A 13,280-nucleotide genomic window follows, 5' to 3' on the forward strand; every position below is an offset into this window, starting at 1 on the left:
TCGCCCACTTAAAGTGGGCGAAAGGCAGATGTCGAAACTTCGTGGGATGGGGACCCACGAAGTTTTATTCGTCCACGAACCGGTACCCTACCCCCACCTCGGTGAGGATGTAGTGGGGGTGGGCGGTGTCCTCCTCGATCTTGCGGCGGATGTTGGCCATAAACACCCGCAGGGACTGGGAGTCCTCGGCGCCGGAGTAACCCCAGATTTCCTTGAGAATAAAGCTGTGGGTCAACACCTTTCCCCGGTGCTCGATGAGCAGCAGCAACAGCTTGTACTCGATGGGGGTCAGGTGCACTTCCTCTCCGTTTACTCGCACCTGCCGCCGGCCAAAATCCACCGTCAGGCCACCGGTGGAAAAAACCTCTTCCTGGGGCAGGGCGGCGGGCGGGGTGCGCAGTGCCACCCGCACCCGCGCCAGCAGTTCGCCGATGGAGAAGGGTTTTGTCACATAGTCGTTGGCCCCGCCATCCAGGGCCTGCACCTTCTCCCGCTCCTGGGTGCGGGCGGAGACCACGATCACCGGCACCTGCGAAAAGGAGCGGATCTGGCGCAGCACCTCCAACCCGTCCAGGTCGGGCAGCCCCAAGTCCAGGAGCACCAGGTCGGGCGGGTCGTTCATCACCTGCCCGATCCCCTCGATCCCGGTGGCGACCACCTGAATGTCATAGCCGCTGGTGCGCAGGGAGATGGAGAGGAAGTTCGAGATGCTCTTGTCGTCCTCGACAATCAAAATACGGCGCTCTGCAAGCATTTTTTCTCCTCCTCGCTCTTCTCCAGCGGCAGCCAAAAGCGAAAGGTAGCGCCGCCGATGTCGTTGTTCTCCGCCTCGATCTCCCCGCCGTGGGCCTGTACAATGGACTGGCAGATGGAGAGTCCCAGGCCGATCCCCCGCCGGCTGTCCCCCGGCGAGGTGACAAAGCTGTCAAAGAGATGGGGCAGCAGTTCCGGGGCGATGCCCCCGCCGTCGTCGATCACCTCAAAGACCACCCTCTCCCCCTCCCCGCGCACGGCCAGACGGATGGCGGCACTGTCGGGGGTGTGGGACACGGCATTGCCCAGCAGGTTGACCAGCACCTGCACCATCAACTTGCCGTCCATGGGCGCAAGCAGCAGTTTTTCGGGCAATGAGACCGCCACCGGGCGGGCATGGGGCAACCTCGCCAGGCGGGCGGTGGCTTCGGCCACCACGTCGTCCACCACCTCGTTTTTCACCTGCAGCGCCAGCTTGCCATCCTGAATGCGGGTCATGTTGAGCAGGTTTTCCACCATGCTCTCCAGCCAGGCCACGTCGCCGGAAATGTCGCCCAGCAGCTTCATGGCCGTCTCCCGGTCCAGCTGGTCGTAACTGTGGCGCAAAAACTCGGCCGAGCCGCCGATGCCGGTGAGGGGGGTGCGCAGGTCGTGGGAGACCGCCCGCAACAGGTTGTTGCGCAGCTTCTCCTTTTCAATTTCCACCTGGTTGCGCTGTTGCAGGGCGTAGAGTTGCTCCCGCTCCACCGCCAGGGCCAGCTGGCTGATCACCGTGTCAATAAAGAGGGTTTCCTCCTCCCCCAAGGGGGCGTTTCCGCAGTACACCTCCACCACGCCCAGGGGGCGGCTGCCGCTCTTAAAGGGGGCGTAGCGCCACTGGGAGATGGCGAAATTCTCGGTTCCGCATCCGCAGGGCTCCCCCTCCTTTAAACACCATTTGGCCAAGGTGTCATCCCCCACCTCCACCCCGTCCAGGTAGTGTCCGGGCAGGTAGTAGGGCTGGGAGAGGCCCTCGCCCTCCTCGATGAGATAGACCACGCACCGCCGCTGCACCCCTTCGTAGATGCTGGCGATACCGTGGCAGACCACCTCTTGTAGCCCCGAGAGGTTGAGGAAGCTGCGGCTGATCTCGTAAAGGCGCTGGGTCTGATTCTCCTTTTTTCGGGCCAGCTGGGCGTGTCTTTGCAACTGCGAGGTGAGGCTGGCGGCGATGAGGGAGACCAGCAAAAAGAGGATGAGGGTGACAATATAGCTGGGATCGGCAATGCGAAAGGTCAGCCGCGGCTGGGTGAAGAGGAAATTGAAGGCAAACACGCAGACCAGCGAGGCCATGATCCCCCAGAAAAAGACGCCTGTCTCCACCACGATCACCAGAACCCCGGTGAGGTAGACCATGGTGATGTTCTCCTGGCGGATGCCAATGCGGTCGAAGAGGACAGCCACAGCGGTGCAGACAAGCAGGATCAAAACCGTCTGCCCCAGATGGAGCAGGCGGGTCTTTGCGCGGGATCGGTCAGGGCCCATAACAGCCTCCTTTTTGTCGGGAAAAGAAGAATTTTGTAACAGCAGTATAGCATATTCGCGCGCAAAAAGAAAAGCGCCGCCCGGCCGATTGCGCAAACGGGCAAAATGCGCTATACTGAAAACCAGTATTGAGCGAAATGCGATAAAGGACGGTTTGACAGAGAGAATGGACAAAAAGCAGAGACACGCCACCCTGATCCTGGTGGGGATCCTGACCATCGCCTGCGCCCTGTTGGTTTTGGTGCGCTGCGACACCGGCTACAAAAACGACGTGAAGGACGGGGCCTTTATCCTCACCGCCAAGCAGGTCACCGACACCTTCAACGCCAAGGCCGCAGACAAGTTTCCCAACTTCAAGGCCGCTGGAGACGCCACCTATACGGGGGAGGAGATGACCCTGGCCTACACCGCCGAGAAGGAGGGGGGCGTGGTCTCGTCTGTCTCCCTGACCGGCAAACTCGACAGCGAGGAGCACATGAAAAACTTTTCCGGATGCGCCGGCATCCTGATGGTGGTGATGGACAACAACCTGCGAGAGGAGGAACTCGGCACCCTCATTGAAGAACTGGCCTTTGCCAAAGCCGCGACCGGCGACGAGGAGATCCACACCCAATACCAGTACAACCAGCGCCTCTACCGCTTTGACCGCACCGGCGACAGCGCCGCCTTCACCGTCACAGCTCAGAAGTAAAAAAAGAGGAGCAGCGCTCCTCTTTTTTCATGGGAACAGCCGTGGCCCCACTCTGCCAGGGAGGGATTGTGCCGTCCGGCGGGGCTGTGGTATAATTGGGCACAGTAAAGATTGCCCGCGCCGCCGGGCAGTTCCCGCACCGGGGCTGTCCGGCGCGCCGGCGACAGGAGGATGTTTGAAGAGATGACCTACAAAGAGGAATTTATCGAATTTATGGTTCGCTCCGGGGTGCTCACCTTTGGCGATTTCACCACCAAGAGTGGCCGCAAAACCCCCTATTTCATCAACACCGGCAACTACAAGACCGGCTATCAGGCCTCCAAACTGGGGCAGTTCTACGCCGCCTGCCTGCACGACAACCTGGGCGACCAGGTGGACGCCCTCTTCGGTCCCGCCTATAAGGGCATCCCCCTGGCGGTATCCTGCTCCATCGCCCTCTACGAGCAGTACGGGCAGGACGTGAACTACTGCTTCAACCGCAAGGAGGCCAAAGACCACGGCGAGGGCGGCACCATGGTGGGCTACAAGCTGCAAGACGGCGACCGGGTCGCCATCATCGAGGACGTCATCACCGCCGGCACCGCCATCCGCGAGTGCTTGCCGGTGCTGCAGGGCGCCGCCAAGGTGGACATTCGCGCCCTCGTCATCTCGGTGGACCGGATGGAAAAGGGCACCGGCGACAAGTCCGCCATTCAGGAGGTAAAGGAGCAGTACGGGATCGACGCCTACCCCATCGTCACCGTGCGGGAGATCATCTCCTACCTGCACGGCCGGGAAGTCGACGGCAAGGTCTATATCGACGACGAGATGAAGGCCCGAATGGAAGCCTATCTGGAAAAATACGGGATCTGACCGGCCGGAGGCCGGAACTGGGAGCTGCGCCAAAGGGTGTGGCTCTCTTTTTTTGCCGCCGCACCGAACAAGCTCCCCCGCTCGCCAAAGCACACTCTCCCCCTCCCGTCTTCTTTCTTTACTTTGTTAAAAAAGGGTGGTAAAATGAAATGCAGATAAGCGGTGCAAACACCGGCAATACCTGCAAAACAGGTCTCTTACCGGGTCGTATTTCCACCCCATTTTGAAAGGTGGCGGCTCATCTGTGAAGCGCATCTCCGACAATCGGTTCATCCTCCTCTCTGCCCTGTTTTGTGCAGGGCTCTTCGCCCTCCTGTGGGGAACCGGTGCGGTTCTCTCTCCCCAGGCATTCTCTCCGCTCAACTTGCTGCTGCTCTTTCTGGGGGCTTTCTTGGCCGTCTTGGTGGCGGTCTTTCTCTTTCGCCAGCGCTTCAACCACCACCTCTACCGGCTGGCCTATGTCGACTTGCTGACAGGGCTCGCCAACCCCAACTACTTTGAGGAGGAGGGCAGTCGCCGGCGGCGCTCTGCCACCCCCCACAGCCTCTGCGTCGTCTCCGTCGACATCAGCCATTTCAGCACCGTCAACGACAGCTACGGCCGGCAGATGGGAGACGACATCATCCGGCAAGTATCCAGGGCCCTGCGGGAAACCTTTGTCGAGGGGGCGCTGCTGGCCCGGGTCAAGGCCGATCACTTTTTGCTGCTGCTCCCCTTTTCCTGCGAGGAAGAGACCCGCGCCACTCTGCTGGAATTCGCCGCCCAAAACAGCGATTACTCGGCCGCCAGCCACCACATCAAACTGCGCTTCAATTTCGGAATCGCCGAGATCGGCGACAGCCAGCTCCCCTTCACCGCCTTTATTGACGCGGCGGAGATCGCCCGCCGCGAGACCCGCATCCGCCCCGAACCGATTCTCTTCTTCTCCGGCGAGCTGGAAGAGCGGCTGCGACAAAACAGGGAGATGGAAGACCAGATGGAGCAAGCCCTGGCAGAGGGGGAATTTGTGGCCTATTACCAGCCCAAATTCAACATGGCCACCGGCAAGATCTGCGGGGCGGAGGCCCTGGTTCGCTGGCAGCGGGGCCCTTCTCTCCTCTATTACCCCGACGAGTTCATCCCCCTGTTCGAGCGAAACGGCTTCATCACCGAGGTGGACTTCTGCGTGCTCGATCAGGCCTGCGCCCTGCTGCGCCGCCGGCTGGACAGCAGCCTTCCCGTCCTCCCCATCTCTGTCAACCAGTCCCGCCTCCACCTGCAGGAGGAGGGGTATATACAGCGGTTGACAGAGATGGTCAAGCGCCACCGGGTCCCTCCTGACCTCATTGAATTGGAACTCACCGAGACCGCCTTCAACGGGTTGGAGCGCCTTGACGAACTGGCAAAACAGCTCAAAGAGATCGGCTTTCTCCTCTCTCTCGACGACTTTGGCTCCGGCTACTCCTCCCTCTCCCTGCTGGGGGGATTTCCGCTGGACACCATCAAACTCGACCGCACCTTTATGGACAAGGCCCTCTCCTCCCCCCGCTCCCAGACCATTGTCCAAAAGGTGGTGGAGCTGGCCCACGAGACGGGAATTTTGGTCATCTGCGAGGGGGTGGAACTGCCGGAACAGGCCCGCTTTCTCCTGCAGATCGGCTGCCAGCACGCCCAGGGCTATCTCTACGCCCGCCCCATGTCGGCAGATGCGTTTGAAACGCTCTGCCGGCAAAACGCAGCCGTCCCCGCCACAGGCAGATAAAAAGGCCCGGCCTCTCACAGGGAGGCCAGGCCTTTTTTGGGTTACAGCAACTTTTGCAGGTCCTCGCTCAGGTGGCGCATGTGGGTGATTTCAAACTCCACCGTGCTCTTGAGCATTCCGTTGTAGAGATTTCCCTCTTTGGCGGGCTGCCGGTCCTCTGCATACAGCCGGTCAAGCCCCTCTTCCAGTGTGGCAATCTGCTCGTCCATATAGGTTTTTACCTTTTTCTTGGCATCGCTCATCCTGTGTCCCTCCCTGGTTTTGGGTGGGCGGCCGCCGAAAACAGCCGCCTTCACCCTTCACTTTTCCCCGCCGCCGGGCAGATATGCGCCACCTGCCGCTCTTTGCCCTTTTGCTGCAAAAAACACAGCGATTTTGTGGCGTTTGCCAAAACCGCAGTCTGTTCACAAAAATTGCGAAAACTGCGCACAGGCCGGACATAAAGTGCCTTTACAATGAAAATAGAGGGGGAAATGGGCTTTTAGACCCTTCAATCCCACCCACAAAGGGGGAACGACCTGTGAAATTGACATTTTACGGCGCTGCACACGAGGTCACCGGCAGTTGCCACTGCATCGAGGTGGGGAACACCCGCCTGCTCGTCGACTGCGGCTTGCAGCAAGGGCGTGACGAAAAGGACAACCAGCAGCTCCCCTTCGCCGCCGCCAGCATTGACGCGGTGCTGGTCACCCACGCCCACATCGACCACTCCGGCCGGCTGCCCCTGCTGGTAAAGGACGGCTTTCAGGGCAAAATTTACGCCATCGACGCCACCTGTCGCCTCCTCTCCATCATGCTGCGCGACAGCGCCCACATCCAGGAGGTGGACACCCAGTGGGAAAACCGCAAGCGCGGCCGCTCTGGCGACGAGGGGGTGGAGCCCCTCTACACCGTGCAGGATGCAGAGCGTGTCTTGCCCCTGCTGACCCCCTGCCGCTACGGCGAGTTCGTGGAAATCGCCGACGGGGTGCGGGCCCGGTTCCAGGACGCGGGGCATCTGCTAGGCTCCTCCTCCATCGAGTTGTGGGTGCGGGAGGGACAGGTGGAAAAAAAGCTGGTTTTCTCCGGCGACATCGGCAACACCGACCAGCCCATCATCCGCGATCCCCAATTCCTCACCCAGGCGGATTATGTGGTGATGGAGAGCACTTATGGCGACCGACTGCACGCGCCCTCCAGCGACTACGTGGCCGAACTGGCCGACATCCTCAACCAGACCTTTGCCAAGGGGGGAAATGTAATCATCCCCTCCTTTGCCGTGGGGCGCACCCAGGAACTGCTCTACTTCCTGCGGGAGATCAAAGAACGGCGTCTGGTGGGGGCCGACCCCCACTTCCCCGTCTATGTGGACAGCCCCCTCGCCACCGAGGCCACCCGCATCTACAGCAGCGACCTGCTGCCCTATGCCGACGAGGACACCCTAAAGTTGCTTCATCTAGGGGACGCCCCACTGGAATTCGCTGGGATGCAGATGTGCGAGAGCAGCGAGGAGTCCAAGGCCCTCAACGCCGACCCCACCCCCAAGGTCATCCTCTCGGCCAGCGGAATGTGCGAGGCTGGGCGGATTCGCCACCACCTCAAACACAACCTCTGGCGGCCTGAGTGCACAGTGGTCTTTGTGGGGTACCAGGCCGAAGGAACCCTGGGGCGCGCCCTGTTGGAGGGCGCCCAGCAGGTCAAGCTCTTCGGCGAGGAAATCGCCGTCAAGGCCCGCATCGTCAACTTTCCCGGCCTCTCGGCGCACGCCGACAAAAACGGCCTGCTGCGCTGGATCGGCGCCTTTTCCCCCGCCCCGGCCCACATCTTTGTGGTCCACGGGGAAAACGGAGTCTGCCAGCAGTTTTGCACCGCGCTGGAGGCGCGGGGCTTCTCGGCCCACGCCCCCAACTTCAGCGAGGTGTACGATCTGGCCGCCGGACAGATCATCAGCGCAGGGGTGCCTTTTGAGCAGCTGCGCCCCAAAGGCGAGCGCAAAAACGGCACCTCCAACCAGGCCTTCGGCAAACTGCTGGCGGCTGGGACCCGCCTGCTGGACGTGATCGCCCACAACCAGGGCGGCAGCAACAAGGACCTGGGCAAATTTCGAGATCAAATCATCGCCCTGTGCGAAAAGTGGGACCGCTGACCGGCCGCACAAAAAATCTCTCTTTTCCCGGTTGACGAACGGGAAAATCGGTGCTATAATACAACCTGTTAAACGGCTTACGGGCCGTTTACATGCAGATGTGGTGGAACTGGCAGACACGCTACTTTGAGGGGGTAGTGGGCGTAAGCCTGTGTGGGTTCAAATCCCATCGTCTGCACCAAAAGGCACTCGGTCAACGGCCGGGTGTTTTTTTATTTTCCGCCGCCCTCTCCCCCCAGCGCCGCCATTGCAGCCCATCTTTTTCCCCCTTTTTTGACAAGTCCCTGTCCTGTTGATACAATGGTGGTGTACTGTGTCAATGGCCGTGGACGCTTGTGTTCACAGCCACAGGGGGAGAAAAACATGGGGCTATTTGAGAAAATGAAAGAGCCTGCCTTTTTAAAGCGGGACAGCATCGCCGGCGAACAGTTGGCGGCCCTGCAAGGGCTGCGGGAAACCGCGCCTCCAGCGCTCCAGGAGCAAATCGACCGGGACATCCGCACCCTGCAAGCTGGGATTGCCGGGGAGAAAAATATTCTCTTTGAACTGGAGAACAGCCATCTGCCCATGTTTGTCCTCCACGATTTGAATCTCGAGTTTGACGGCCAAAGGGCCCAGATCGACTTTTTGCTCATCACCCGCCGCCGCAACTACGTGGTAGAGTGCAAGAACTTGTACGGAAATATTGAAATTGGCAGCGGTGGGGATTTTGTGCGAACCCTCTCCTACGGAAGGCACCTTCAAAAAGAGGGAATCTACTCCCCCATCACCCAAAATCAGCGCCACCTGGACCTGATTTTCCAACTGCGTCGGGCCGAAAAGAGCAACGCCCTCATCCGGACCCTATTTGAAAAAAACTTTTCTGAAAATTATCGGTCGATCATCGTGCTGACCAACCCCAAAACCGTCCTCAACACCCGCTACGCCAAGCGCGAAGTAAGGGAAATGGTCGTTCGCGCCGACCAGCTGGCCGACTATATCCGGCGCTCCAACGCCCAGTCCAACCTGTCCTCCTCCAGCGACAGAGAGATGGAGGAGTTGGCCCGCTTTTTCCTCGCCCAACACCGCCCTGCTTCCACCGATTTTACCGCCAAATACCGGCAGCAGGAGGGCGAACCCGCCATCCCCCCTGCCGATTTGCTCCCCTCCCCCGACGAGCACTCGCCCCGGCTTCTCTGTCCGCGGTGCGGGGCCCCCATGGTGCGCCGGCGGGCCGCCCGGGGCCCCAACGCGGGGAAGGAGTTTTACGGCTGCACCAACTACCCCCGCTGCCGGGGCATTGTCAACATCGAACAGTAACCGTTTCTCCCCTCCCGCTTTTCTCCCCCTTCCCTTTGCGCTATAATGAAAGAGAACGCGAAGGGAAGGGGGATTTTTGATGTGCGGCCGTTATAGCCTCTACACCGCCCGCGAAAACGCCCAGTTGCAGGCCATTCTGGCGGAGATCGCCCGCCGCTATCCTGAAAAATCCAGCCAAGCCGCCAGCGGGGAGGTCTTTCCCTCCAACTGGGCCCCCATCCTCGCCCACACCGGCAAGCGGGTGGCGGCGGGGCTGGCCAGATGGGGCTTTTCCTCTCCCCAAGGTGGGGGGCTTGTCATCAACGCCCGGGCGGAGACGGCGGCCCAGCGCCCCCTCTTTCGCGACAGCCTGCTGGAGCGCCGCTGTGCCGTCCCCGCCACCGGTTTTTTCGAGTGGGACAGGTCCCACCGGCCCAGCGCCAAGTACCGCTTCACCCTGCCGGGCCAGCCCCTGTTCTACCTGGCCGGCTGCTACCGGCTGGAGGGGGGAGAGGCCCGCTACACCCTCTTCACCACCGCCGCCAATCCCTCCATGGCAGACATCCACCCCCGGATGCCGGTCCTCCTCGCCCCCGGCCAGTTGGAGGGGTGGCTGACCGACACCGGCGCCGCCCTCGCCCTGCTGGGACAGACGCCCCCCCTGCTGGACAGGGAGCGGTGCGCCCCGCCGGAGGGGGGCGAGTTCCCACAAATCCGCCTCTTTTAGCAGCAAGAAAAAAGCGGGCGGGTGCGATTGGTTTCGCACCCGCCCGCTTTTTTGTGCAAGGGGGTTTTACTCCTCTTCGCCTTTGAGGCGCAAGCCGCAAAAGTGCACCTCGTAGCGCTGGATGCACTCGGCAATGATCTCCTCCGCCCGCTGGCGGCCCAGGGCCTCTGAAGTGGTGGTGTGGCCGTGTTCCAGCCCTTTGTACACCTCAAAAAAGTGCTTGACCTCGTCGCTGATGTGGGGCGGCAAGGCCGAAATGTCCTGATAGAAATTCCAGGTGGGGTCCTGGCAGGGGATGGCGATGATCTTGTCGTCCACCTCGCCGCCGTCGATCATCCGGATCACGCCGATGGGGTAGCAGTCCACCTCCACCAGGGAATCCAGGGTCTCGGAGCACATGACCAGCACGTCCAGGGGGTCGCCGTCATCGGCATAGGTGCGGGGGATAAAGCCATAGTTGGCCGGGTAGTGGGTGGAGGTGTAGAGGATGCGGTCGAGCCGCAGCAGCCCGGTGTGTTTGTCCAACTCGTACTTCTTTTTGGTGCCCGCCGGGATCTCGATGACCGCGGTAAAGGTCTCGGGTTTGATGCAGGCGGGTTCGATGTCGTGCCAGATGTTCATCTCATATTCCCCTTTTCTCTCGTCTCGCTCTGTCTGGCTTTAGTATAGCAAACGGGGGGCAAAGTTTCAATCGCTTTCTCGGCCGCCCCGGCGCACCGACGCCCGGCTGCCGCCCCCCGGCAGGGGCCGGACCGCCAGCGCCACCGGCAGCCGCTCCTCCAACCACTCCACGTGGGAGATGATCCCCACCACCCGGTCTTCCCGCCGCAGCCGCTCCAGGGTGTCCACCGCGCACTCCAGCGCCTCGGCGTCCAGGCTGCCAAAGCCCTCGTCGATAAAGACCGTCTCCAGGCTGACCCCGCCGGAGAAGAGCTGAATGACGTCGGCCAGCCCCAGCGCCAGGGAGAGGGAGGCCTGAAAGCTCTCGCCCCCCGAGAGGGTGTTCACGTGGCGGGTCTTGCCGGTGAGGCTGTCGAGCACCTCCAAATCCAAGCCGGAGGCGCGGTTTCCCTTCTCCCGCTCGGTGCGCCGCAGCAGGGTGTACTTGCCCTCGGTCATCCCCGCAAAGCGGCGGTTGGCCGCCCGCACCACCTGGTCAAAATAGGCCGAGAGGACGTACCGCTCAAAGGAGAGTTTCTTGGCGTTCTGGCCGCTGGCCACCCGGTAGAGATCCACCGCGTCCCGATAGCCCTCCCCCCAGCGGTCGCGCCGGGCCAGCAGGGCGGCAATGGCCTCCCTGCAAGCGCCGTTCTGGGCCAGGGCGACCTGTCCCTCGGACAGCTGCCGCTCCAGCGTCTCCTCTTCGGCGGCCAACTGCTCGTCCTGGCGGGCGGCCTCCTCCAGGTCGCAGGGGGTCTTTCCCTCGTACTCCGCCAGCCCTTCCAGCCGGGCCCGCCACTGGGTCCCCCTCTCCCGGTAAGCGGCGATCTCCCTTTCCAGGCGGGCAATCCCCTCCTCCCCGCCCTGGGGCAGCGCATCGGGCTGCAGCCCCTGGCGGGCAAACTGCAGGCGGGCTGTCTCCCCCTCCGCTTCGGCGGCAGCCGCCGCTTCCCGGGCCCCCTCGGTGTAGATGTCCACCGCCTTTTGCAGGCTGGCCTGCCGCTCCTGGGCGCGGGCAAAGGCGGCCCGTTGGGCCGCGATCTCCCCTTCCAGGGCTTTGGCTTCGGCTTCGGCCGCAGCGGCCTCCCCTTCCAGCTGGGCGGGGAGGGGGAGGTCCGCCAGCTGTCCCCTCTCCTCCCCCAGGGCCTCCCGCCGGCTCTGTTGGCGGGAGGCGGCCAGTTCGCAGCCCGCAGAGGTGTCCAGCCCCTTGGCCGCCAGCTGATCCAGGGGGATAAAGGCCGCCACCTGGGCCGCCAGCTGCCGCTCCTGCTCCCCCAATCGGGCCAGTTCGCCCTTCAGGGCGGCGTCCTGAGCGGGCAGTTCCTGCACCCCCTGCAAGGCGGCGGGCAGGGCGGCGCGGCAGGTGGTCTCCTCGGCGCGGGTCTCTTCCGCCCGGCGGCGCAGGGCCTCCACCCGGGCGGCCGTCTCCTCCAGCTGGGCGGCGGTGGGAATCTCGCCGGCCGCCCGGGCCAGGGCCGGATGGTGGGTGGCCCCGCAAACCGGGCAGGGCGCGCCCGGCGTCAGCCCCTCGGCCAGCAGGGCGGCCTGTCCCTGCAGGTGGCGCTGGCTCTCCTCCTGGGCCTGGCGCTGGGCCTCCGCCAGGGCCGCCTCCGCCTCGCCCCGGACGAGAACTGCTTCCCGCAGGGCGATGAGGGCGCGCCGCTGCTCCTCTCTCTCTCGGCGCCTGTCGCGCAGCTGCAGGTATTCCCGCAGCTGTTCCAACCGCTGCAGGGTGCGCTCACAGCGGGCCAGCTCCCCCTCTACCCGCTCCCGGCGGCGGGCCTGTTCCTGCTGTCCTCGCAGGGCTTCCGCCCGGCGCAGGGCTGCGGTGCGGGCGGTCTCCTGTTTCAAAAGCGCCTCGGCTCCGGCCTGGGCGGCCTCCCAGCGGGGTTGGTTTTCCGCCAGGGCGCGGGCGGCTTCCTCTGCCTGCAGGCGGGTGGTTTCGGCCCGCTTGGCCGCCTCCTTGGCCCGGCGCATGGCCTGGCGGCAGAGCTCGGCCCGGCGAGCCAGGTCCAGGGCTTTCTCCCGCTGGGATTGCAGGGGCCCCTCCTCCTGCCAGGCGGTCCATTGGGCCTTGGCTGCCGCCAGGGCGGCAATGCCCTGGTTTTGCCGGGCCAGGGCGTCGGGGTCCAGGGCGCGGCGGCGGGCGGCCGCCCCCTGCCGGCGGGCGGCGGCGCGCTCCATCTCCCCCCGGGCGGCCCGCAAGCTCTCCTCCAACTGCTGTAAAATGGCGTCGTAGTCGGGGTACTCCGCCCGGCAGAGCCCTTCTAACAAGCTGCCCGGCGTGCAGGCGATCTTCTCTCTCTCCACCTGCAGGCGGACGGTCAGCTCCTCCATCTTGGCCTGGGCGTCCCCCGCCTGTTCCCGCAACAGATCCTCCAGGCGGCTGAACTTCTGGGTGCCGAAGATGCGGCGAAAGATCTCCTGCTTCTCGGCGCTGGAGGAGTCCAGCAGCTTGCGAAACTCCCCCTGGGGCAGCAGCACGATCTGCCGAAACTGCTCGGCGGTCAGTCCCACCAGTTCCACCACCCGGGCGTCCACCTCCCGGATTTTGGAGAGCACCTCCCCCTTGGGGCCGGTGAGCACCGCCCCCGCCTTCACCGCGACATACCGGCCCTTGGCGTTCCGGCGCACCTGCTGGGGTTGGCGCTCGATGCGGTAGCGCTCGCCGCGGATGGCAAATTCCAGCGCCGCCGAGCAGACGGCCGTCTCCTCCGCAAAGTCGCTGCGAAACTGTTCGGGCTGGCGGCGCTCGCCGCTGGCCCGGCCGTAGAGGGCGAACATCACCCCATCGAAGAGGGTGGTCTTCCCCGCGCCGGTGGGGCCGGTGATGAGAAAGATGCCATCCTCTCCCAGGGCTTCAAAGTCGATCTCCTGGCAGCCCCCAAAGGGGCCGAAGGCGCGCAGTTCCAATTTGACAAGGCGCACG

General features: G+C 63.3%; 11 protein-coding genes and 1 tRNA gene. 7 read left to right on the top strand and 5 right to left on the bottom strand.

What is annotated here, in order from left to right:
* Positions 1-64: 64 nt before the first annotated feature.
* Positions 65-754: a response regulator gene (locus HJY11_RS07655; RefSeq protein WP_208075403.1), complete on the bottom strand. Its 690-nt coding sequence runs from the start codon at positions 752-754 to the stop codon at positions 65-67.
* Positions 730-2,277 carry a DUF4118 domain-containing protein gene (locus tag HJY11_RS07660; protein ID WP_208075404.1) on the bottom strand — a complete coding sequence of 516 codons (1,548 nt, stop codon included), beginning with the start codon at positions 2,275-2,277 and terminating at the stop codon, positions 730-732. Before HJY11_RS07660 ends, HJY11_RS07655 begins: the two co-directional genes overlap by 25 nt.
* Positions 2,278-2,443: 166 nt before the next feature.
* Here HJY11_RS07660 and HJY11_RS07665 point away from each other — a divergent pair, with 166 nt between their 5' ends.
* From HJY11_RS07665 to HJY11_RS07675, 3 genes are all read left to right on the top strand, one after another.
* On the top strand, positions 2,444-2,968 hold the full coding sequence (locus HJY11_RS07665) for a hypothetical protein (protein WP_208075405.1): 525 nt from the start codon (positions 2,444-2,446) through the stop codon (positions 2,966-2,968).
* Between the two features lie 183 nt (positions 2,969-3,151).
* Positions 3,152-3,820: an orotate phosphoribosyltransferase gene (pyrE, locus tag HJY11_RS07670; RefSeq protein WP_208075406.1), complete on the top strand. Its 669-nt coding sequence runs from the start codon at positions 3,152-3,154 to the stop codon at positions 3,818-3,820.
* A 244-nt stretch (positions 3,821-4,064) separates the two neighbouring features.
* Complete coding sequence (locus tag HJY11_RS07675) at positions 4,065-5,561, top strand: putative bifunctional diguanylate cyclase/phosphodiesterase (protein ID WP_208075407.1); 1,497 nt, start codon at positions 4,065-4,067, stop codon at positions 5,559-5,561.
* Between the two features lie 41 nt (positions 5,562-5,602).
* Here HJY11_RS07675 and HJY11_RS07680 read toward each other — a convergent pair whose 3' ends face one another.
* Entirely contained in the window at positions 5,603-5,803 is a 201-nt protein-coding gene (locus HJY11_RS07680) for a hypothetical protein (protein WP_208075408.1), read from the bottom strand.
* Between the two features lie 278 nt (positions 5,804-6,081).
* Here HJY11_RS07680 and HJY11_RS07685 point away from each other — a divergent pair, with 278 nt between their 5' ends.
* The 4 genes from HJY11_RS07685 to HJY11_RS07700 all read left to right on the top strand — a co-directional run bounded on the left by HJY11_RS07685 (position 6,082) and on the right by HJY11_RS07700 (position 9,691).
* Positions 6,082-7,686: an MBL fold metallo-hydrolase RNA specificity domain-containing protein gene (locus HJY11_RS07685; RefSeq protein ID WP_208075409.1), complete on the top strand. Its 1,605-nt coding sequence runs from the start codon at positions 6,082-6,084 to the stop codon at positions 7,684-7,686.
* A 94-nt stretch (positions 7,687-7,780) separates the two neighbouring features.
* Positions 7,781-7,867: transfer RNA gene (locus HJY11_RS07690), tRNA-Leu, on the top strand.
* 182 nt (positions 7,868-8,049) lie between these two features.
* Positions 8,050-8,985 (top strand): NERD domain-containing protein, encoded by a 936-nt coding sequence (locus tag HJY11_RS07695; protein ID WP_208075410.1) that lies wholly within the window; start codon positions 8,050-8,052, stop codon positions 8,983-8,985.
* 79 nt (positions 8,986-9,064) lie between these two features.
* Positions 9,065-9,691 (top strand): SOS response-associated peptidase, encoded by a 627-nt coding sequence (locus HJY11_RS07700; RefSeq protein WP_208075411.1) that lies wholly within the window; start codon positions 9,065-9,067, stop codon positions 9,689-9,691.
* A gap of 66 nt (positions 9,692-9,757) precedes the next feature.
* On the opposite strand, the gene HJY11_RS07705 is transcribed toward HJY11_RS07700, so the two are convergent.
* Both HJY11_RS07705 and HJY11_RS15475 read right to left on the bottom strand, forming a co-directional pair.
* Positions 9,758-10,312, bottom strand: coding sequence for an inorganic diphosphatase (locus HJY11_RS07705; protein WP_208075412.1), 555 nt, complete (start codon positions 10,310-10,312; stop codon positions 9,758-9,760).
* A 66-nt stretch (positions 10,313-10,378) separates the two neighbouring features.
* A complete protein-coding gene (locus HJY11_RS15475; protein WP_208075413.1) occupies positions 10,379-13,279 on the bottom strand; it encodes an AAA family ATPase in 2,901 nt (966 codons plus the stop codon).
* Position 13,280 lies beyond the last annotated feature (1 nt).

The sequence above is a fragment of the Bittarella massiliensis (ex Durand et al. 2017) genome (assembly GCF_017566145.1).
In the GTDB taxonomy this organism is placed as follows: domain Bacteria; phylum Bacillota; class Clostridia; order Oscillospirales; family Ruminococcaceae; genus Bittarella; species Bittarella massiliensis_A.

Bases quoted from the DNA above. Each gene is read 5' to 3' on its own strand.
- HJY11_RS07695 (WP_208075410.1), top strand. From the start codon at position 8,050: ATGGGGCTATTTGAGAAAATGAAAGAGCCTGCCTTTTTAAAGCGGGAC.
- HJY11_RS07655 (WP_208075403.1), bottom strand. From the start codon at position 754: ATGCTTGCAGAGCGCCGTATTTTGATTGTCGAGGACGACAAGAGCATC.
- HJY11_RS07700 (WP_208075411.1), top strand. From the start codon at position 9,065: ATGTGCGGCCGTTATAGCCTCTACACCGCCCGCGAAAACGCCCAGTTG.
- pyrE (WP_208075406.1), top strand. From the start codon at position 3,152: ATGACCTACAAAGAGGAATTTATCGAATTTATGGTTCGCTCCGGGGTG.
- HJY11_RS07660 (WP_208075404.1), bottom strand. From the start codon at position 2,277: ATGGGCCCTGACCGATCCCGCGCAAAGACCCGCCTGCTCCATCTGGGG.
- HJY11_RS07680 (WP_208075408.1), bottom strand. From the start codon at position 5,803: ATGAGCGATGCCAAGAAAAAGGTAAAAACCTATATGGACGAGCAGATT.
- HJY11_RS07705 (WP_208075412.1), bottom strand. From the start codon at position 10,312: ATGAACATCTGGCACGACATCGAACCCGCCTGCATCAAACCCGAGACC.
- HJY11_RS07665 (WP_208075405.1), top strand. From the start codon at position 2,444: ATGGACAAAAAGCAGAGACACGCCACCCTGATCCTGGTGGGGATCCTG.